Source organism: Faecalibacterium hominis (ex Afrizal et al. 2022) (genome assembly GCF_049545105.1).
Taxonomy (GTDB): Bacteria; Bacillota; Clostridia; order Oscillospirales; family Ruminococcaceae; genus Faecalibacterium; species Faecalibacterium duncaniae.
Genome location: NZ_CP186860.1, coordinates 1593979 through 1613036 on the forward strand (window position 1 = coordinate 1593979; position 19058 = coordinate 1613036).

22 protein-coding genes and 1 tRNA gene are annotated in these 19058 nt (G+C 60.8%); 16 read left to right on the plus strand and 7 right to left on the minus strand.

All coding sequences use genetic code 11. The features are described from left to right. Positions 1-86 precede the first annotated feature (86 nt). A complete protein-coding gene (locus tag ACKXGA_RS07665) occupies positions 87-419 on the plus strand; it encodes a DUF6514 family protein (protein WP_423729219.1) in 333 nt (110 codons plus the stop codon). Positions 420-497: 78 nt separating this feature from the next. After that, complete coding sequence (locus ACKXGA_RS07670) at positions 498-812, plus strand: hypothetical protein (RefSeq protein ID WP_097771623.1); 315 nt, start codon at positions 498-500, stop codon at positions 810-812. Positions 813-899: 87 nt separating this feature from the next. Here the strand turns inward: ACKXGA_RS07670 and ACKXGA_RS07675 are convergent, their stop codons facing one another. Together ACKXGA_RS07675 and ACKXGA_RS07680 are read right to left on the minus strand one after the other, a co-directional pair. Beyond that, positions 900-2270 carry an NCS2 family permease gene (locus ACKXGA_RS07675; protein ID WP_156066003.1) on the minus strand — a complete coding sequence of 457 codons (1371 nt, stop codon included), beginning with the start codon at positions 2268-2270 and terminating at the stop codon, positions 900-902. Between the two features lie 374 nt (positions 2271-2644). Beyond that, positions 2645-4336, minus strand: a complete 1692-nt coding sequence (locus tag ACKXGA_RS07680; RefSeq protein ID WP_156071087.1) for a M3 family oligoendopeptidase — start codon at positions 4334-4336, stop codon at positions 2645-2647. A 244-nt stretch (positions 4337-4580) separates the two neighbouring features. On the opposite strand from ACKXGA_RS07680, the gene acpP reads away from it, so the two are divergent. The 10 genes from acpP to fabZ all read left to right on the plus strand — a co-directional run bounded on the left by acpP (position 4581) and on the right by fabZ (position 13167). Continuing rightward, positions 4581-4808: an acyl carrier protein gene (gene acpP / locus ACKXGA_RS07685; protein ID WP_005935295.1), complete on the plus strand. Its 228-nt coding sequence runs from the start codon at positions 4581-4583 to the stop codon at positions 4806-4808. Positions 4809-4819: 11 nt separating this feature from the next. Beyond that, positions 4820-5692: an acetyl-CoA carboxylase, carboxyltransferase subunit beta gene (gene accD / locus ACKXGA_RS07690; protein ID WP_097773327.1), complete on the plus strand. Its 873-nt coding sequence runs from the start codon at positions 4820-4822 to the stop codon at positions 5690-5692. Further along, the gene (locus ACKXGA_RS07695; RefSeq protein ID WP_005935299.1) at positions 5689-6642 is read left to right on the plus strand and encodes an acetyl-CoA carboxylase carboxyltransferase subunit alpha; all 954 of its coding nucleotides are present in this window, start codon (positions 5689-5691) and stop codon (positions 6640-6642) included. Before accD ends, ACKXGA_RS07695 begins: the two co-directional genes overlap by 4 nt. Continuing rightward, on the plus strand, positions 6639-7583 hold the full coding sequence (locus ACKXGA_RS07700) for a beta-ketoacyl-ACP synthase 3 (RefSeq protein WP_097773326.1): 945 nt from the start codon (positions 6639-6641) through the stop codon (positions 7581-7583). The genes ACKXGA_RS07695 and ACKXGA_RS07700 overlap by 4 nt, the downstream gene beginning before the upstream one ends. A 178-nt stretch (positions 7584-7761) precedes the next feature. Then, a complete protein-coding gene (locus ACKXGA_RS07705; RefSeq protein ID WP_423729220.1) occupies positions 7762-8697 on the plus strand; it encodes a DUF561 domain-containing protein in 936 nt (311 codons plus the stop codon). Further along, positions 8691-9758, plus strand: a complete 1068-nt coding sequence (locus tag ACKXGA_RS07710) for an NAD(P)H-dependent flavin oxidoreductase (RefSeq protein WP_423729221.1) — start codon at positions 8691-8693, stop codon at positions 9756-9758. The genes ACKXGA_RS07705 and ACKXGA_RS07710 overlap by 7 nt, the downstream gene beginning before the upstream one ends. Further along, complete coding sequence (locus ACKXGA_RS07715) at positions 9755-10687, plus strand: ACP S-malonyltransferase (RefSeq protein WP_097771629.1); 933 nt, start codon at positions 9755-9757, stop codon at positions 10685-10687. The genes ACKXGA_RS07710 and ACKXGA_RS07715 overlap by 4 nt, the downstream gene beginning before the upstream one ends. After that, on the plus strand, positions 10684-11433 hold the full coding sequence (gene fabG / locus ACKXGA_RS07720) for a 3-oxoacyl-[acyl-carrier-protein] reductase (RefSeq protein ID WP_154276937.1): 750 nt from the start codon (positions 10684-10686) through the stop codon (positions 11431-11433). Before ACKXGA_RS07715 ends, fabG begins: the two co-directional genes overlap by 4 nt. 15 nt (positions 11434-11448) lie before the next feature. Next, positions 11449-12687: a beta-ketoacyl-ACP synthase II gene (fabF, locus tag ACKXGA_RS07725; protein ID WP_423729222.1), complete on the plus strand. Its 1239-nt coding sequence runs from the start codon at positions 11449-11451 to the stop codon at positions 12685-12687. Positions 12688-12690: 3 nt separating this feature from the next. Beyond that, complete coding sequence (fabZ, locus tag ACKXGA_RS07730) at positions 12691-13167, plus strand: 3-hydroxyacyl-ACP dehydratase FabZ (RefSeq protein ID WP_117477164.1); 477 nt, start codon at positions 12691-12693, stop codon at positions 13165-13167. A gap of 193 nt (positions 13168-13360) precedes the next feature. Here fabZ and ACKXGA_RS07735 read toward each other — a convergent pair. Next, positions 13361-13437, minus strand: a tRNA-Val gene (locus ACKXGA_RS07735). A gap of 158 nt (positions 13438-13595) precedes the next feature. On the opposite strand from ACKXGA_RS07735, the gene ACKXGA_RS07740 reads away from it, so the two are divergent. Next, positions 13596-13760 (plus strand): FeoB-associated Cys-rich membrane protein, encoded by a 165-nt coding sequence (locus tag ACKXGA_RS07740; protein ID WP_097771614.1) that lies wholly within the window; start codon positions 13596-13598, stop codon positions 13758-13760. Positions 13761-13799: 39 nt separating this feature from the next. Here ACKXGA_RS07740 and ACKXGA_RS07745 read toward each other — a convergent pair whose 3' ends face one another. Next, positions 13800-14093, minus strand: a complete 294-nt coding sequence (locus tag ACKXGA_RS07745) for a SqdX protein (protein WP_423729223.1) — start codon at positions 14091-14093, stop codon at positions 13800-13802. Further along, positions 14093-14332 carry a helix-turn-helix domain-containing protein gene (locus ACKXGA_RS07750; RefSeq protein ID WP_099357280.1) on the minus strand — a complete coding sequence of 80 codons (240 nt, stop codon included), beginning with the start codon at positions 14330-14332 and terminating at the stop codon, positions 14093-14095. The genes ACKXGA_RS07745 and ACKXGA_RS07750 overlap by 1 nt, the downstream gene beginning before the upstream one ends. Before the next feature lie 183 nt (positions 14333-14515). Between ACKXGA_RS07750 and ACKXGA_RS07755 the strand changes: the two genes are divergently transcribed. The 3 genes from ACKXGA_RS07755 to ACKXGA_RS07765 are packed head-to-tail and all read left to right on the plus strand — an operon-like array spanning position 14516 to position 16717. Continuing rightward, positions 14516-15136 (plus strand): LexA family protein, encoded by a 621-nt coding sequence (locus ACKXGA_RS07755; RefSeq protein WP_005935252.1) that lies wholly within the window; start codon positions 14516-14518, stop codon positions 15134-15136. Between the two features lies 1 nt (position 15137). Next, a complete protein-coding gene (tsaA, locus tag ACKXGA_RS07760) occupies positions 15138-15830 on the plus strand; it encodes a tRNA (N6-threonylcarbamoyladenosine(37)-N6)-methyltransferase TrmO (RefSeq protein WP_423729224.1) in 693 nt (230 codons plus the stop codon). An 11-nt stretch (positions 15831-15841) separates the two neighbouring features. Next, positions 15842-16717: a LysR substrate-binding domain-containing protein gene (locus ACKXGA_RS07765; protein ID WP_207684595.1), complete on the plus strand. Its 876-nt coding sequence runs from the start codon at positions 15842-15844 to the stop codon at positions 16715-16717. Between the two features lie 76 nt (positions 16718-16793). Here ACKXGA_RS07765 and ACKXGA_RS07770 read toward each other — a convergent pair whose 3' ends face one another. Next, entirely contained in the window at positions 16794-17825 is a 1032-nt protein-coding gene (locus ACKXGA_RS07770) for a P1 family peptidase (protein WP_097771671.1), read from the minus strand. Between the two features lie 120 nt (positions 17826-17945). Beyond that, complete coding sequence (gene metA, locus ACKXGA_RS07775; protein WP_005935244.1) at positions 17946-18884, minus strand: homoserine O-acetyltransferase MetA; 939 nt, start codon at positions 18882-18884, stop codon at positions 17946-17948. Between the last annotated feature and the right edge of the window lie 174 nt (positions 18885-19058).

Genomic DNA, 19058 nt, shown 5'->3' on the forward strand with positions numbered 1-19058 from the left:
CTTTTTACTGCACCACCGGTTTCACCGGACATGCAAAACACGCCGCCAAATTTCGAAATTTTGGCTGTTTATTTTGAAACCAAGAGATGGTATATAAATTTTGTCAGAACATTTTGCGGGTACGAACCTGCATTCATGCAGCCGTTTCAAAGCGGCGTGACAATTTTGACAGAGAGGTGATTGGTGTGTTTTGGTATCATTGTGTTATGGAACGACTTTATCATCCCGCGTGTGGTGCGTATACATCCTTTGGCATCGCCGCGTATTCTACATCTCACGGACGACACCGAAAACTGCGGTTCATCTCAGATGTCTCCGTTGACCCGGTGCGGGTCCTTCGCCTGGCCGCGCGCTGTACCGCGTGCCAGCTCGATCCGTCTCAGCTGATGGATGTGGTGGAGGATCTGCTGGCGGCATAAGGCCGCTTTTTGCGGGAGGAGTTTTTTCTGTCACAATTCTATGGTATACTGGTAGAAAAAACGCCGGAGGATACCACCATGGCAGAAACGAATCAGACCCAGCGGGAAGAAGAGCTGGCCCGCCGTGAGGCACTGCTTGCCCAGCGGGAGGCCCAGCTGGAAAAGGAGCAGGCAGAACTTGCCGCCGCCAAAGCCCAGAGCGCTGAGCGCAAAAAGACTCTGCTGGACAACAACGACCCGAATTTCGTCAACCCCAAGGAAAAGCTCTACGATAAATTCCCCCTCACGGTCCACCAGATGGACATCATCATTGGGGTGCTGTTTGCCCTCATTCTTCTGTTTCTGGTGCTGGGCATGACGCACACCAGCTTTTTCGGGCTGTTCGGCGGCTGAACCCTGCCCGCCCCACCCGCGCAGAAACCCATAAACGCACGAAAGCCCCGGCCGGAGCCGGGGCTTTCTGTTTGCTGCAAATGCCTGTTACAGCAGGACGTATTTCAGGATGAACAGAACGGTCAGCACATACATCAGGGGGCTGATCTTCTTCTCCTTGGCCTTGCCGGTGATGACATTCAGCAGGGTCCAGGAGATAACACCGATGGCGATGCCCTCAGAGATGCTGTATGCGGTGGGCATTGCCAGGATGGTCAGGAATGCGGGGATGCCCTCAGCAGGATCGTCGAACTCGATCTTCAGGGCAGAACCCATCATGTAGAAGCCAACGATGATCAGGGCCGGAGCGGTCGCAAAGCTGGGGATGGTCAGGAACAGGGGGCTGAACACCACGGCCAGCAGGAACAGCACACCGGTGGTCATGGAGGTCAGGCCGGTGCGGCCGCCCTCGGTCACGCCGGAAGCGCTCTCGACGAAGGTGGTGGTGGTGGAGGTGCCCAGCACGGCACCGGCGCAGGTGGCGATGGAGTCGGCCATCAGCGCGCCCTTGATGTTGGGCAGCTTGCCCTCCTCATCCAGCATGTCGGCCTTGGAAGCAACACCGATCAGGGTGCCCAGGGTATCAAACAGGTCAACGAAGAGGAAGGAGAACATCACGGCGAAGAAGTTCAGGATGCCCACGCCGGAGAAATCGGTCTTGAACACCTGACCAAAGGTCTTGCCCAGAGCAGAGAAATCGAAGCTGATGAAGCTGGTGGGGATAACACTGTACATGCCGGCATCGGGGTTGGGGATGTAGATGCCGGTCAGCTCGCAGAGGATGCCCAGCACCCAGGTGATGAGGATGCCGTACAGGATGCCGCCCTTGACCTTTTTGACCAGCAGGATGGCAGTGATGAGCACGCCCACCAGCGCGAGGATCGCACCTACGCCGATGCTGTGGAAGGTCTCGCCCTTGAAGTGCTGATAGGTGACAAGGGTAGAATCGCTGTTCACGATCAGCTTTGCGTTCTGCAGGCCGACGAAAGCAACGAACAGGCCGATGCCCACGCTGACAGCGCTCTTCAGGGTCATGGGGATGGCATTGAAGATGGCCTCACGCACATTGGTCAGGCTCAGCACGATGAAGATGATGCCCTCCACAAAAACGGCCATCAGAGCCAGCTGCCAACTGTAGCCCATGGTCAGGACGACCGTGTAGGAGAAGTAGGCGTTCAGGCCCATGCCGGGAGCCAGAGCGAACGGATAGTTGGCCAGCAGAGCCATCAGGGCAGTGCCAACGAACGATGCCAGCGAGGTGGCGATCAGGACCGCATTGGCATCCATGCCCGAAGCGGACAGGATGCTGGGGTTGACCGCAAGGATGTAGGCCATCGTCATAAAGGTGGTGACACCCGCCATGAGTTCGGTCTTGACATCGGTGTGGTTTTCTTTCAGGTGAAAGATCTTTTCTAACATGAAAGTTCCTCCTGTGTTATAGTAAAAACAAAAACCGCCGCGTGGGAACCGGCGGAAAGAACAGCTCCCATTGTAGCAGAACTGTTTTCCCCTGTCCATGGTCGAAACACAGAAAATTCACGAAAAGTTCAAACTTTCTTGTATAGGTATGACTTATCCAAAGGCTTTTTGGCGTTTTATGGAAATTTTTCTTTCCGGTCATGGAGTTTGTGCTGACCCTGATATATCCATAGTCTGTATTTGCGATAAAATCGACCTCCTATTCACGAAAAAGCGCCCCCGCTCACTGCGATCTTACAGTGAACGGGGGCGCTGTGCATTTTCATAGAAAAGAGCGGATTTTGCAAGAAAAAATCTCCGTAGATCCGGGAAGCTTACACCTGATGCTCTGCGATCCACTGGCCCATCTGCTGGGCGATGGCCTTGATCGAGCCATCCTCAAAGGGAACCTTCAGTCCGGCGGTCTGCATCAGCTCTGTGTAGCTGGCCAGACCGGCACGGCGCACCAGCTTGAGGTAGCGTTCCCAGGCATCCTTGTGGTCCTTGAGGCTCAGCAGGAAGAATTGCAGCGCAGCCATGGTGGACAGGCAGTAATCAATATAGTAGAAGGGGCACTCATAAATGTGGAGCTGACGCTGCCAGCCGGCACCGCGGCCATAGAAGGGCAGGTTGTCGAAATCGATCCAGGGGCGGTACTTGTGCTCCAGCTCCAGCCAGACGGCGTTGCGCTCGTCCGGGGTGAGGTTGGGGTTCTGGTACATCCTGTGCTGGAACTCGTCCACGATGCAGCCATAGGCCAGGAAGAGGAAGCTGTCCTCGGCGTGGAGCAGGGCGTATTTCTCAGTGTCCTTGCCAAAGAGCAGATGGTGCCAGGGAGCCGTCAGGAACTCCATGGCCATGGAATGGATCTCGGCGCTCTCCATGCCGGGGCACTCGAGGTCTGCGGGGACCTTGGGGTCACGCTCGGCCACATAGCCCTCAAAGGCGTGGCCGCACTCGTGAGTCAGCACGTCCACGTCAGCAGAGGTGTTGTTCCAGTTGGCAAAGATAAAGGGGGCCTTGTAGGTGGGCAGGCTGGTCATATAGCCGCCGGACATCTTGCCGGGGCGGCTCTCCACGTCGAACAGCTCATTGTCCTGCATGAAGTCAATGAATTCTGCGGTCTCGGGGCTCAGCTCGTGGTACATGGTGCGGGCGGCGGCCATCCGGGCATCGTAGCCGGGGATGGGAGAGGGGTTGCCGTCCTGAAACGCCACAGGCAGGTCGGAGAAGGTCAGGTGGGAGATGCCGGTGCGCTTGCAGCGCAGCTCGATCACCTTTTTCAGCTCGGGCACCACATCGTTGGCCACCTGGTCGCGGAACTTCCGGATCTCGGCAGGGCCGTAGCCGATGCGGTTCATCCGCACATAGGAAAGCTCGCTGTAATCGTGGTAGCCCAGGATCTGCGCCTGTGCGTTCAGGTTCTTGACGATCTTGGTGTACAGGCCATCCAGCTCGTCACGGTGGGCATCGAAATACGCTGCCTCGGCCTCGTAGGCGGCGCGGCGGACAGCAGGGTCCAGGTTCTCCTTATAGGGGCCCAGCTGGGGAATGGTCAGCTGCTTGCCGTCAAACTCGACCAGTGCGCCGCCGTACACCTGCTGGTACTGGCTGACAAGGGCGTTGTACTCCTTCTGCAGCTCCACGGTGCGGTCATCCATGCCCAGCACGGCGTTCTTCATACCGGCCACGCAGGTGGTGCCAAAGGCTTCGGTCAGCGCGTCCACATGGGCGTTGGCCAGAAATGCCCGGCTGATCTCCACCCGTGCGTTCTCCACGGCGGGACTGTTGGCATCAAAGAAGTCCTGCTCGGCCTTCCAATAAGCGTCACGGGTGTCGCAGGTGTAGTGGATGCTTGCCAGCTGTGCGGCGGTGCTGTAATCGGCAAAGGCGCGGCTCTGCTCGTAGTAAACATTCACCAGCTCCTCGCCGCTGGCGGCCCCGGCGGCCTTGGCAGCCAGCGCCTTGCACTGGCCCAGCAGGGCATCAATGTCCGGGCGGGTATAACTCATTTCGCTGAATTTCATGGGATCCATCCTTTCGTTTCTTCTTGTCTGAGTGCTGAACCCATATTAGCACGTTTGGGGAAAAAGGGCAATGGAAAAGAGGAACTGCCCCTGTGGAGGAAAGTGTGTCAGAATTGTAAAAGTTAAAATATTTTAGCTATTATTCTTGACTTATCCGACGATTCAGATATAATGGTCGTGTTCGCAAGAAACCTCAAACTTTTTAGATAATAAAAATACAAACCGATCAAAGGAGAATATTACCATGACGTTTGAAGAAATGAAGAAGATCGTTGTTGACACCCTGAACTGCGAGGAGGACAAGGTGACCATGGAGGCCAGCCTGACCGAGGATCTGGAGGCCGACAGCCTGGATGCCGTGGAGCTGAACATGGCGCTGGAGGATGCCTGTGGTGTGTCCATCCCGGACGAGGAGCTGGCAAAGCTCAAGACCGTGGGTGACATCTACAACTACATCACCGCACATATCTGAGGAAACATGCGATGAATGATATCCGAGATCTGCTCCCCAACCGGATGCGGGAGCGCACTTTCCAGCTGAAAGCCAAGCGGGATGCCGGAGCTGTCTGGCACGAGCCGCAGTTTGTGGAGTGCAAGCAGTGCGGCCGCCGCGCTGCCCGCACCCTGTGGGGCAAAAGCCTGTATGTCTGCCCCAACTGCGGCTATCACATGCCCATTGGCGGGTATTACCGGCTCAGTCTGGTGCTGGATCACGGCAGCTTCCGGGAACTGGACGCTGACCTTGATCCGCAGGATGTGCTGAACTTCCCCGGATACGGGGAAAAGCTTGCCGCCGCCCAGAACAAGACCGGCCTGCACGAGGCTGCTGTCACCGCTGTCGGCCGCATTGGCGGCGTGGCCTGTGTGGCAGCCGTGTTGGACAGCCGGTTCTTTATGGGCAGCATGAGCACGGCTGTGGGCGAGAAGATCACCCGCGCCGTGGAGTACGCCACTGCCAAGCGCCTGCCTCTGGTCATCTTTTCGGCCAGCGGCGGCGCGCGGATGCAGGAGGGCATTTTCAGCCTGATGCAGATGGCCAAGACCAGCGCCGCCATCCAGCGCTTTTCGGCAAAGGGCGGGCTGTACGTCAGCGTGCTGACCCACCCCACCACCGGCGGCGTGACCGCCAGCTTTGCAAGCCTGGGCGATATCATGCTGGCCGAACCGGGGGCACTCATCGGCTTTGCCGGCCCCCGTGTCATTGAGCAGACCATCGGTGAAAAACTGCCCGCCGGGTTCCAGCGCAGCGAATTCCAGATGGAACACGGCTTTGTGGATCAGGTGGTGCCCCGCAGTCAGCTGCGGGATACGCTGATCCAGGTCCTGCAGCTTCATGCCGGAGGGAAACACGAATGATAAAAGATATTTTGGAGCAGCTGGCCCCGCTGGACGCACAGATCGCCGCGCTGAAGGGCAGCGGCAGTGACATGGAGGCTATCACCGCCCATGCGTCCGAACTGGCAGAGCTGGCGGTGGAAGAGGACGAGATTCTGCGCTCCTGCGGCCCGCTGACTGCCGAGGATCGGGTCTTTCTGGCCCGTCACCCGGAGCGTCCGCACATCGACGAGACGATCTCTGCCCTGTTCACGGATTTCTTTGAGCAGCGCGGCGACCGGCAGTGCAAGGAGGACGCGGCCATTCTGGGCGGCGTGGCCCGTTTCCACGGGATGCCGGTGACGGTCATCGGCCACCGCAAGGGCTCCACGCTGGAGGAAAATCTGGCCTGCAACTTTGGAATGCCGGGGCCGGAGGGTTACCGCAAGGCTCTGCGCCTGATGAAGCAGGCTGAAAAATTCGGCCGTCCCATCATCACCTTTATCGACACGCCGGGCGCTTACCCCGGCAAGGATGCCGAGGAGCGGGGGCAGGGCGAGGCCATTGCCCGGAATCTGATGGAGATGAGCGGCCTGACGGTACCGGTCATCGCCGTGGTCACCGGCGAGGGTTCCTCCGGCGGCGCGCTGGCACTGGGTGTGGCCAACCACATCCTCATGCTGGAAAACGCGGTCTACTCAGTGCTGAGCCCCGAGGGCTTTGCCAGCATCCTGTGGAAGGACTCCTCCCGCAGCGGCGAAGCCTGTGAGATGATGAAGCTGACGGCGCAGGATCTGTACCGCGGCGGCATCGTGGAAGAAGTGATCCCGGAGCCGGTGGGCGGTGCCCAGCGCTGCCACGCGGCCCTGTTTGAGCGCATGGATGCCGCTCTGCGCGCCCACCTGAAAGAATTGTGCCGCATGAGTGACCGGCAGCTGGCCGATCAGCGCTATAAAAAGTACCGCCAGATCGGAGAAACGAGGAACGCATGAATGGTTTACAGCTGATCGCCACCGGCGGGGCACTTCCCGGACGGACGATCACCAATGACGCGCTGAGCCGCATGGTGGACACCAGTGACGCATGGATCACCAGCCGCACCGGCATCCGCACCCGGCACTGGTGCACCGAGGACGAATCTGCCGCCACGCTGGCCATTGCGGCCGCGCGGCAGGCCCTTGACCGCAGCGGCCTTGCCCCGGCGGACATTGCCTGCTGTGTCTGCGCGACCCTTTCTGCCCCGGATGCCACCCCCAGCGTGGCCTGTCAGGTACAGGCGGCGCTGGGCCTGCCCGAAAATCGGCCCGCACTGGACATCAACGCGGCCTGTTCCGGTTTTCTCTATGGCATGGCCGTGGCGCGGGGAATGCTGACGACTCTGGGCGGGCAGTATGCCCTCGTCATCGGGTGCGAAGCGCTTTCCCGCCTGATGGACCCCACCGACCGCTCCACCTGCGTGCTGTTCGGCGACGGGGCCGGAGCCGCCATTTTCCGGCTGGCAGATACCCCCTTTGCGTTGACGCTGGGGGCACGCGGCAGTGATGTCCTCCATGCGGGCGGGCCGAGCCGGGAAGGCTCTGCCCCCATCACCATGGACGGCAAGGCGGTGTTCCGCTTTGCGGTGGATGCCCTGCCCAAGTGCCTGCACACGGTGCTGGACGAGACCCGGCTGACCCTCGAGGATCTGTCGTGGGTGGTCTGCCATCAGGCCAACAGCCGCATCATCGACCACTGCATCAAGGCCCTGCAGGCCGACCCGGCAAAATTTTATAAGAACATGGATCGCCACGGCAACACCAGCGCCGCCAGCATTCCGGTCGCCCTCAACGAGCTGGCCGAGAGCGGGCAGCTGACCCCGGGCAGACCGCTGGCCTGCATCGGCTTTGGCGGCGGCCTGACCTGGGGCGGCGCGATCCTGCAATACAAAGAGTGAAAATCATGTTCGGCAAACGGGCTCGCCCTCTCAGTCACCTTCGGTGACAGCTCCCCCAAAGTGGGAGCCTTTGGCAAAACCGAAAAGGTTACCGTACTGCCAAGGGCTCTCCCCTTGGGAGAGCTGTCGAGCAGAGCGAGACTGAGAGGGCGAGGACGCTTACCGATAGGATAAAACTATGAAACTTTTAAATGAAATTTTAGGCACGAAATACCCCATCCTGCAGGGCGGCATGGCAAACATTGCCACCGGTGAGTTTGCCGCAGCCTGCTCCAATGCAGGTGCACTGGGCATCATCGGCGCAGGCGGTATGAATGCCGACACCCTGCGCGAAAATATCCGCCGCTGCAAACAGCTCACAGACAAGCCCTTTGGCGTGAACATCATGCTGATGCACCCGCAGGCAGACGAGTTTGCCCAGATCGTTGTGGAAGAAGGCGTGCAGGTGGTCACCACCGGCGCAGGCAACCCGGGCAAATATGTTCCCATGTGGAAAGCGGCGGGCATCAAGGTGATCCCCGTGGTGGCTGCCGCCGTGCTGGCAAAGCATCTGGAGAAGCTGGGCATCGATGCCGTGATCGCCGAAGGGACCGAGAGCGGCGGCCATGTGGGCGAAATGGCCACCATGGCGCTGGTGCCGCAGGTGGTGGACGCAGTGGATCTGCCCGTCATTGCGGCAGGCGGCATTGCCGATGGCCGTCAGCTGGCAGCAGCCCTGGCGCTGGGTGCCTGCGGCGTGCAGGTGGGCACCTGCCTGCTGGTGAGCGAGGAGTGCCCCATCCACGAAAACTACAAGGCTGCCCTGCTCAATGCCAAGGACAGCGACACCATCGTGACCGGACGCATCGGCGGTTCCCCGGTCCGTGTGCTGAAAAACCGGATGAGCCGTGAATATGTCCGGCAGGAAAAGGCTGGTGCCGATAAGATGGAGCTGGAAAAGTTCACCCTGGGCAGTCTGCGCCGGGCCGTGTTTGAAGGCGACATCTCCACCGGCAGTCTGATGGCCGGTCAGGTGGCCGGAATGCTCCACGAGGTACGCCCTGTGGCGGACATTCTGGATGACCTGTGGAACGGCGGGAGGCAGCGTATCCACGCGCTGAGCGAGGAATGCTGACGCTCGGAAAGAAAGCCCTGTCTGTGCCCATCCTGCAGGGCGGCATGGGCGTGGGCGTTTCTCTGGGCGGGCTGGCCGGTGCCGTAGCGGCCTGCGGCGGCATGGGGTGCATCTCCACCGCCGATGCAGGCTACCGGGAGCCGGACTTTGCCCGTGACCCGGCCAACGCCAACCACCGCGCCCTGACCGCTGAGATCCGGAAAGCAAAGCAGATCGCAAACGGTGCCGGTATGGTGGCCATCAATGCAATGGTGGCCACGCAGGACTATGCCGCCGCCATCCGCACCGCGGTGGAAGCGGGCGTGGACGCTGTGGTGTCCGGCGCGGGTCTGCCGCTGGAGCTGCCCGGCCTTGTGAACACGATGGAGGTCGCCATCGCGCCCATCGTTTCCAGCGGGCGGGCGGCAAAGCTCATCCTGCGCCGCTGGGCCAAGGAGTTCGGCCGCACCGCCGATTTTGTGGTCATTGAGGGCTGCAAGGCAGGCGGTCATCTCGGCTTTGCGGAGCAGGACCTGTTCTCCGGAACCTGCCAGACGCTGGATGAGATCCTGCCGGAGGTGCTGGCCGAGGTAAAGCCCTATGAGGCGCAGTTCGGCCACAGCATCCCCGTGTTTGTGGCGGGCGGCGTGTACACCGGGGCCGATCTGGCTCACTTTACCAGACTGGGTGCCGCAGGCGTTCAGCTTGCCACCCGCTTTATCACCACCTACGAGTGCGATGCATCCCAGGGGTACAAGGATGTTCTGCTGAACGCCGGTTCTGAGGATGTGCGCATCATCCACAGCCCGGTGGGAATGCCGGGCCGGGCGCTGAACACGCCGCTGGTGCAGGCTATGGCGGAGGGCAGACGCTTCCCGCCCCGGCACTGTGCCCGCTGCCTGAAGACCTGCGACCCCGCCAAGGTGCCCTACTGCATCACCCATGCACTGATCGAAGCGGTCAAGGGCAACCTGGAGGAAGGACTTTTCTTCTGCGGGGCCAATGTGGGCAGGCTGGACCGGATGTACACTGTCCGTGAGCTGATGGATGAACTTGTGACCGAATGGAGGCAAAACCGATGAAGCTTGCCGTTTTGTATGCCGGTCAGGGTGCGCAGCACCCCGGCATGGGCAAAGAATTTTACGAAGCATCTTCCGCTTTCCGTGCCGCGTTCGACGCTGCAGACCTTCCGTTTGATCTGCACCGCGTCTGCTTCGACGACCCGGACGGCGTTCTGAATCAGACCGAATACACCCAGCCCTGCATGGTGGCCTTTGCCTGCGGCGTATCCGCCGTTCTGGCCGAGCAGGGGGTCAAGCCCGCTTATGTGGCCGGTCTCTCTCTGGGCGAATATTCCGCGCTGGAAGCCGCCGGTGTATTCACCGCCAAGCAGGCCATTGAGCTGGCAGCCTACCGCGGCAAAGCCATGGCCGACGCGGCCAGCGGCATCGACTGCGGCATGACCGCAGTGCTGAACCTCGACCGGGTCCCCCTTGCAGAATGCTGTGAGCAGGCATCCGCGCTGGGCTGTGTGCAGATCTGCAACTACAATTGCCCGGGCCAGCTGGTCATTGGCGGCGAAAAGGCCGCAGTGGACAAGGCTGCAGAGCTTGCAAAGCAGGCCGGTGCCCGCCGGTGCATCCCGCTCAAGGTGAGCGGCCCGTTCCACACCCGTCTGATGGCTCCCGCCGGGGATGCCCTGGCAAAGCGCTTTGCCGCCGAACCCTTTGGCGAAATGAGCGTTCCGGTGCTTTTTAACTGCCTGGGCCGTGAAAAAGCCGAGAGCGACAGCATCCCGGCCCTGCTGGTCCGGCAGGTGCAGAGCAGTGTCTACATGGAGGACACCCTGCACCGTCTGGGCGAGCTGGGTGTGGATCACATTCTGGAGGTCGGCCCCGGCAATGCACTCTCCGGCTTTGTGAAAAAGACCCTGCCCGGTGTGACTTGTGTGTCGGTGGAGACCCCGGCGCAGCTGGACACCGTTCTGAACGCATGGAAGGAAGAACAATGAACGAAGAAACCATCATCCGTACCGCCGTTGTGACCGGCGGAAGCCGGGGGATCGGCCGGGCCGTGTGCGTACAGCTTGCCCGGCAGGGCTGCCATGTGGTGGTCAACTACTGCCACGGCGAAGCGGCCGCCGCTGAGACCGTGTCTCTCTGCAGGGCCGAGGGTGCGCAGGCTGTGGCCGTGCAGGCCGATGTTTCCACCGCCGAGGGCTGCAAAAAGCTCTTTGAGGAAGCGGTGAACGCCTTTGGCCGGGTGGATATCCTTGTGAACAATGCAGGCATCACCCGGGACAACCTGATCCTGCGCATGTCCGAAGCAGACTTTGATGCTGTGCTGGACGCAAACCTCAAGGGTGCGTTCCTCTGCTGCAAGGAGGCGGCCCGCCGGATGGTGCGCCAGCGCTGGGGCCGGATCATCAATCTGAGCAGCGTCGTTGCCCTGCGGGGCAATGCGGGCCAGACGAATTACGCTGCCAGCAAGGCCGGACTCATCGGTCTGACCAAAAGCCTGGCCCGGGAGCTGGCCAGCCGCAATGTGACAGTAAACGCTGTTGCGCCCGGCTTTATTGAAACTGATATGACTGCCGCCCTGCCGGAGGCTGTCCGCACCGAAATGGCAAAGGATATCCCGGCGGGCCGCGCGGGCCAGCCGGAAGACGTGGCAAACGCGGTGGCGTTTTTTGCCGCAGAACAAAGCAGCTATCTCACCGGGCAGGTGCTCTGTGTGGACGGCGGCATGGCAATGTAAAAGGAGAAATTCTCTATGGAAAAACGCAGAGTCGTGATCACCGGTCTGGGCACCGTGAACCCGCTGGGCAACACTGCTGCCGACAGCTGGGCTGCCGCAAAGGCAGGCCGGTGCGGCATTGGCCCCATCACCCAGTTTGACACCACCGATTTCAAGTGCAAGCTGGCCGGTGAAGTGAAAAGCTTTGACCCCGAGACCGTTGTGGACAAAAAGGAAGCCCGCAAGATGGCCCGCTTCACCCTGCTGGCACTGGCTGCTGCAACCGAGGCCATTGCCGACAGCGGCCTGAACACGGAAGCAGAGGCCAAAAACATCGGTGTGGTCCTTTCCAGCGGCATTGGCGGCCTGCCCACCATCGAGGAGCAGCACACCCGCGGGGAAGAAAAAGGCATGGAGAAGGTCAGCCCCTACTTTGTGCCCATGTCCATTGCCAACATGGCGGCGGCACAGGTGGCCATCCGCTTTGGCCTGAAGGGCATGTGCACCTGCCCGGTCACGGCCTGCGCCGGCGGCACCAATGCTGTGGGCGATGCCTTCCACCGCATCCGGGACGGTTACGAGACTGCCATGGTCTGCGGCGGTGCCGAAAGCTGCATCAGCCCGCTGGGCATCGGCGGTTTTACCAGCATGAAGGCGCTTTCCACCGCCACCGACCCGGACGCTGCCAGCCTGCCCTTTGATGCCCGCCGCGGCGGCTTCGTGATGGGCGAGGGCAGCGGTGTGCTGGTTCTGGAAGAGCTGGAGCACGCCCGGGCACGCGGTGCGCATATCTACGCCGAGGTGGTAGGCTATGGTGCCAACTGCGATGCTTACCACTTTACCGCACCGGCTCCCGGCGGCACAGGTGCCATCGACTGCATGAAGCTGACACTGGCCGATGCAGGCATTGCCCCGGAGCAGGTGGATCACATCAACGCCCACGGCACCGGCACCCACATGAACGATGCCTGCGAGACGGCTGCCATCCATGCCGTGTTCGGTGAACACGCAAAGCAGCTGACCGTGGTCAGCACCAAGAGCATGACCGGCCACCTGCTGGGTGGTGCGGGCGGCATCGAGGCCGTATTCACGGCGCTGGCCCTGCGAGACCAGTTTGCTCCGCCCACCATCCACTACGAGCAGCCTGACCCGGAATGCGATCTGGACTATGTGCCCAATGCAGGCCGTGCACAGGCCATGACCTACGCACTGAGCAACAGCCTGGGCTTTGGCGGGCACAACGCCTGCATCGCCCTGCGCAGATGGGAGGGCTGAGCCATGGCAGAACCGCGCACCGTGCGGGAGAACGCAAACGCTCTGAACAGTGAGCAGATCGCAGCCCTTCTGCCCCACCGCTACCCCTTTGCCCTCGTGGACCGTATCCTGGACTACGAGCCGGGTCAGTGGGCCATTGGCCGCAAGTGCGTTTCCCGCAATGAAGAATTCTTCTGCGGTCACTTCCCGGGCCAGCCGGTCATGCCGGGAGTGCTGATCCTGGAAGCACTGGCCCAGACCGGAGCCGTGGCGGCGCTGAGCGTTCCCGAAAACAAAGGCAAGCTGGCCCTCTTCGGCGGCATCAAAAATGCCCGCTTCCGCAAACAGGTCACCCCAGGGGATGTTCTTACGCTCCATTGTGAGCTGGTGGAACAGCACGGCCCGGTGGGCATCGGGAAAGCGTCTGCTTATGTGGATGGCAAGTGCGCCGCCACAGCGGAGCTGACCTTTGTGCTGACCGAAGCAAACACAGGGGCTTAAGGCGCTTTGTGCGCAGCAATCGCCCCCAGAATATCCTTGTAACACAAAAGGCAGGATACCATCGCCATGATGATATCCTGCCTTTACTCGTTCCTGCTTACCGTTCTGCATACTCCCTCCGCAGAACCTCTTGTAAACAAAAAACGTACCCGAACCCTTTTTCATAAAGAATCGGGTTCGGGTACGAACTGTATGGTGGAGAATTAGGGACTCGAACCCCAGACCCCCTGCGTGTGATGCAGGTGCTCTAACCAGCTGAGCTAATCCTCCGAATCGGAACGAGAGAATTATACCACAACCGAAGTGGATTGGCAAGCCCTAATTTTGATTTTTTCGCAATTTTTTTCCACAGCGGGGCAGTTGCTCTTTTGCGCAAAATGGTGTATACTGAAATTGCGCATTCCAGCGCAAAAAGAGAGGTTTTTTCAATGCTGACACTTCGTGGGATCATTACCATTCTGGTGCTGGCAGGGCTGTTTGCCCTGGCAGTGGTCTGGATCTCCAAGCAGGGCGGCTGGAAAGGCGAAGGCTGCGGCGGCAACTGCGCCTCCTGCCACCAGCACTGCGATACTCCGGAAAAGAAAACGCACTGACTGCAATGCCCCCGGATGGCTGTCCGGGGGCATTTTGCGTCACAGGGCACCGTAGCGGGCGGCAAAAACGGCTACGGTGCTCAGCAGATCGAGCTGGGCTTTCTGGTAGGTGGTGCGTCCGATGCAGAGCCGCTCCAGCACATCCTCCTCCTTGCGGCGCTCCAGGTAGCGCAGCTGGAGCAGGCCTGCACGGATGGGGTCGGCGGTGCGGTAATACTCCTGCGTCTGCTGGATGGCCCGGGCCCAGCCCCAATTGGCCGGGCTGCGGGCCCACTGGCGGGTACCGTAGTTCTGCAGGGCCTCCCGGGTCTTTCTGCGCTGTTCAGTGGTCATCACGCCGCCCCCTTTCTTTGGCACATCCGGGTGCCCGGGCCAAAGAAGCAGGCATCCCGCTGTTCCATGGTCAGCCCCAGCATGGCAGAAAGCCGGTCGGCTTCGCTGACTTTGAAATCACTCTCGTCGTTCAGCTTCTGATGCAGGGCGCTGCTGCTGATGCCCAGCACCCGTGCCACATGGCCCAGTTTCAGGCCCTGGCTTTCAATGTAGGCGCGGATCTGTGTGGTATTTGTCATCAAAGATTCTCCTTTCATCTGGATCTCTGCGTGTCGTTTCACAATCTTTGGTTGTATTATAGTTCGATGTTGATTTTTTGTCAACTATTTTACCAAAATCGCGCGAAAATCGTTGATTTTTAAGAACTTTTCTGATATACTCATGGCAGAACATTCTTTTTCAAGAAAAGCGAGGTCTCTGCCATGTCAGAACTTTCCCGCCGTATCTTACAGCGTCGGCTCGAGCTGGGGCTCTCTCAGGAAGAGCTTGCCCAGCGGATGGGCTACCGCTCCAAATCCTCCATCACCAAGCTGGAAAAAGGGGTCAACGACATCCCGCAGTCCAAGGTGGAGGAGTTTGCCGCTGCATTGGAGACCACACCCGCATGGCTGATGGGGCTGGAAAACACTGCGTTTGTCCCGCCGGGGTTTGAGCCCCTGCCCGAAATGGTGCGGGTGCCGCTGGTGGGCAGCATTGCCTGCGGCTCCCCCATCACCGCCGAACAGAACATCGAATGCTACATCGGCGTTCCTGCCGCATGGCACGCCGACTTTGCCCTGACCTGCCACGGCAGCAGCATGGCCCCCACCATCTGCGATGGTGACATCGTCTGCATCCGCTGCCAGCCCGAGGTGGAGCAGGGCGAGATCGCCGCCGTGCGGATCGGCGACGAGGCCACCTTAAAGCATTTTCACCGGCAGGGCGACACCGTTATGCTGCTGGCCGACAACGCCGCCGTCTGCCCGCCCATGATCTATGCCGGGCCACAGTTGAACGAGATCCAGATCGAGGGCAGAGCCGTAGGCTTCTGCAGAGGTTTATAATATGAGCAACGAAACCATGACCCTGAAGGTCATCGCACACATCCACACCGCCTTCCCCACCAAGTTCGGCATCCCCCGGCAGAGCGGGCTGGTGGACGGCCTGCGGGGCGAGATCATCTTCACCCCGGAATACCGCAACGCCGATGCCCTGCGCGGACTGGAGGATTTCAGCCACATCTGGCTGGTGTGGCAATTCTCCGGCGCGGTGCGGGAGAGCTGGTCTCCCACCGTCCGGCCCCCGCGCCTGGGCGGCAACACCCGGATGGGCGTGTTTGCCACCCGCTCCCCCTTCCGGCCCAATCCGCTGGGCCTTTCCAGCGTCAGGCTGGAGGCCATCGAGCACCGCCCCGAGGTGGGCCCGGTGCTCATCGTGCGGGGCGCAGACCTGATGGACGGCACCCCCATCTACGACATCAAGCCCTACATCCCCTACGCCGACTGTCACCCGGACGCGGCGGCAGGCTTCACGGCCCAGACCCAAACGCACAGGCTGCAGGTCGAATGCCCGCCGGAGCTGTGGGAGACCATACCCGCCGCCGAGCGGGACGGCCTGCGGGGCGTGTTGGAAAACGACCCCCGTCCCTCCTACCAGCACGACCCGGAACGGGTATACGGAATGGAATTTTCTGGATTAGAAGTCCATTTTGTCGTAGATGGTGCTGTTCTGACCGTGACCGGCATCACCCGCCGCTGAGAGGTACCGCCGTGGAACTGCGTACCATCAACACCTTTTTGCATATTGCGGAGCTGCACAGCTTTTCCCGTGCGGCACGGGAGCTGGGGTATTCCCAGTCGGCAGTCTCCGCGCAGGTGGCCCAGCTGGAAGCCGAATTGGAAACGCCGCTCTTCGACCGGGTGGGCAAAACGGTCCGCCTGACCGATGCCGGGCAGACCTTTCTGACCTATGCCCGCTCCCTGCTGGCCACAGCCGAGCAGGCCAAAGCGGCCCTGCAGCCTGCCCGGCAGGTCAGCGGCACCCTGCGGGTGGCACTGGCGGATTCGGTCTGCAGCACCTTTCTGCCCGACCTGCTGCAGCGGTATCACGCCCTCTGCCCACAGGTGGAGCTGGTGCTCCGCACCGCCACCGACGATGAGATGCTCCAGATGCTGGGTTCCAATCAGATCGACCTGGCTTACACGCTGGACAAGCCGCTGCTGCAACCCAGCTTTGTGCTGGCTGTGGATGAGCCGGAGCCCATCTGCGTGGTGGCCCCCGCCGGGCACCCATTGGCCGGGCAGGCAGAGGTCACGCTTCAGGAACTGGCCGGGCAGGAGTTCCTGCTGACCGAGCGGGGCATGAGCTACCGCGATGCCCTCGACCAGTGCATGGCAGCGCAGGGGCTGGCCATCAAGCCCTTCCTCGAGCTGGGCAGCGCTTCCCTGCTCTGCCAGATGGTCGAGCACGGCATGGGCCTCTCCTTCCTGCCCGAGTACATCGTACAGAATGCCCTCGCCGCCGGAACGCTGGCCCGCCTGAATGTCCCCGCCTGCCGCGTGGAGATGCGGCGGCAGCTGTTTTACCACAAGGATAAATGGCTCACCCCCCAGATGAAAGCATTCATCGCGCTGGTGCAGAGATAAAGACAGCGATAAAAAATAAGCCTTTCCGTTGGTGTCACACTGTGAGGTGTACCACACGGAAAGGCTTATTTCTTCGTTACTTTTTCAACAGGTCGGAAAGGCACTGCACCGTCCGGCCATGGTAGCCGGTGACGGTCTCGGCGTGGAGCAGGCTGCTCAGGACGCTTTCCTCCACACACTCGGCCACCGCCCGGAACAGCGGGTTGATGGCATCATCGTGGAGCATCTCCATGGGCAGGAGGGCTTTGTCCGAGTAATGCGGCATCCGGTTGGCCGTGGTAAAGGCCAGAACGATCTCACCCGAACCGTTGCCGCAGGCACTGCCGGTGCGGGAAAGCCCCACCAGCGCCCGGTGGCAGAGCCGCCGCAGCTGGCGCTCACTCAGGGGGATATCTGTTGCCAGCACCGTGATGATAGAGCCCTTGTCCTCATGGGGCGGGATGCGGGCCTCCAGCAGCTCGTGGATGGGTGTGCCCGCCACGATGAGGTCATCGAAGGTGGCGTGATTGGAGAGCACCAGTGCCCCGATGGTGTAGGACTTACCGTCCAGCTCCACCAGCCGGGAGGCAGAACCGATGCCGCCCTTCAGCCCATGGCAGCGCATTCCGCGTCCGGCACCCACTGCACCCTCGGCGAAATCAGCTTTACAGTCTGCCAGAGCGGCAGCCACATGTGCCTCGGTGACATGCAGGCCCCGGATATCGTTCAGGCCGCTGTCGTTGCACTCGCAGACGACCGGGTTCACACTGCCGGTGGTCTCGCAGATATCGGGGTTGCGCTCCAGCATATATTTGACCAGCGCCGTCTCCACGGTGCCCACACTCAGGGTGTTGGTAAACAGGATGGGGGTCTCCAGCGTGCCCAGCTCATCGATCTGGACAAGGCCGGTGGTCTTGCCGAAGCCGTTGATGACATGGCAGGCCGCCAGCACTTTGTCATGGAACACATCCCCGGGGTGAGGCAGCAGCGCGGTCACACCGGTCTGGATGTCGCCATCCGCCAGTGTGCAATGGCCCACTGTCACGCCCGGCACATCACTGATCTTATTGCGCTCCCCGTGGGGCAGATGCCCCACCCGGAAGCCCCATTCATTCTTATCGATTCCCATAAATACCTCTCCGTTATTGCTTTCCAATACCGCCCCTCCTGATCCGAAAGGCAGAAAAACAGTCGTGCGTAAACCTGGCTTCCCCATGGGGGAGCTATCGCCGCAGGCGGTTGAAGGGGTTCACCCCTCAGAGTGCTTCACGCGCTGCATCTCCCCCAGATCATAGGGGGTGTTCTGGTAGACGTAGTAGTTCAGCCAGTTTTCATACAGCAGATGGGCGTGCGCGCGCCAGCGGAAGAGCGGCGGCTGGCTGGGGTCATCGTTGGGGTAGTAGTTTTTGGGCACTGCAATGGGCAGACCCTTGGCCACATCCCGCTTGTACTCCGCATCCAGCGTATATTTGTCGTACTCCGGATGGCCGATGACAAAGATCTGCCGGCCGTTCTCGGTGCTCATCAGGAAAGGCCCTGCCTCATCGCTCTCGGCAAGGATGCGCAGCGCACTGCAGTGGTCGATATCCTCCCGGCTCATGGCGGTGTGGCGGCTGTGGGGGGCATAGAACACCTCATCAAAGCCGCGCACCAGCGGGTTGGAGGGCCGGATGACCCGGTGCTCGAACACGCCGAACATCTTGGCAGGCAGCAGCTCCTTGCGGATGCCATAGTGGTAGTACAGGCCCGCCTGCGCACCCCAGCAGACATGCAGGGTGGAATAGACGTTCGTCTCGCTGAAATCCATGATCTCGCACAGCTCCGGCCAGTAATCCACCTGCTCAAAGTCCATGGTCTCCACCGGAGCGCCGGTGATGATCATGCCGTCGTAGCGGTTATGCTTCACCTCGTCGAAGGTCTTATAAAAGGCCTCCAGATGGGCCGCGGAGACGTGCGTTGCCTCATGGCTGACCGTCTGCAGCAGGGTCATGTGCACCTGCAGCGGCGTGTTGGCCAGCAGCCGGGCGATCTGGGTCTCGGTGGCGATCTTGGTGGGCATCAGGTTCAGGATCAGGATCTCCAGCGGGCGGATATGCTGGGACGCTGCCCGCTCCCGGTGCATGACAAAGACGTTTTCCTCGTACAGGGCATCGTAGGCGGGGAGCGTTTTCGGGATGATGAGGGGCATAGATGGTTACTCCTTTGGTGCGGATATTGATAGCGGCCTCGCCCTCTCCGTCACGGCTTACGCCGTGCCACCTCCCCCAAAGTGGGAGGCCTTGGCAAAACCACAAAGTTTATTTTTCGCCAGAGGCTCCCCCTTTGGGGGAGCTGCTGAACGAAGTGAAGCTGAGAGGGCGAG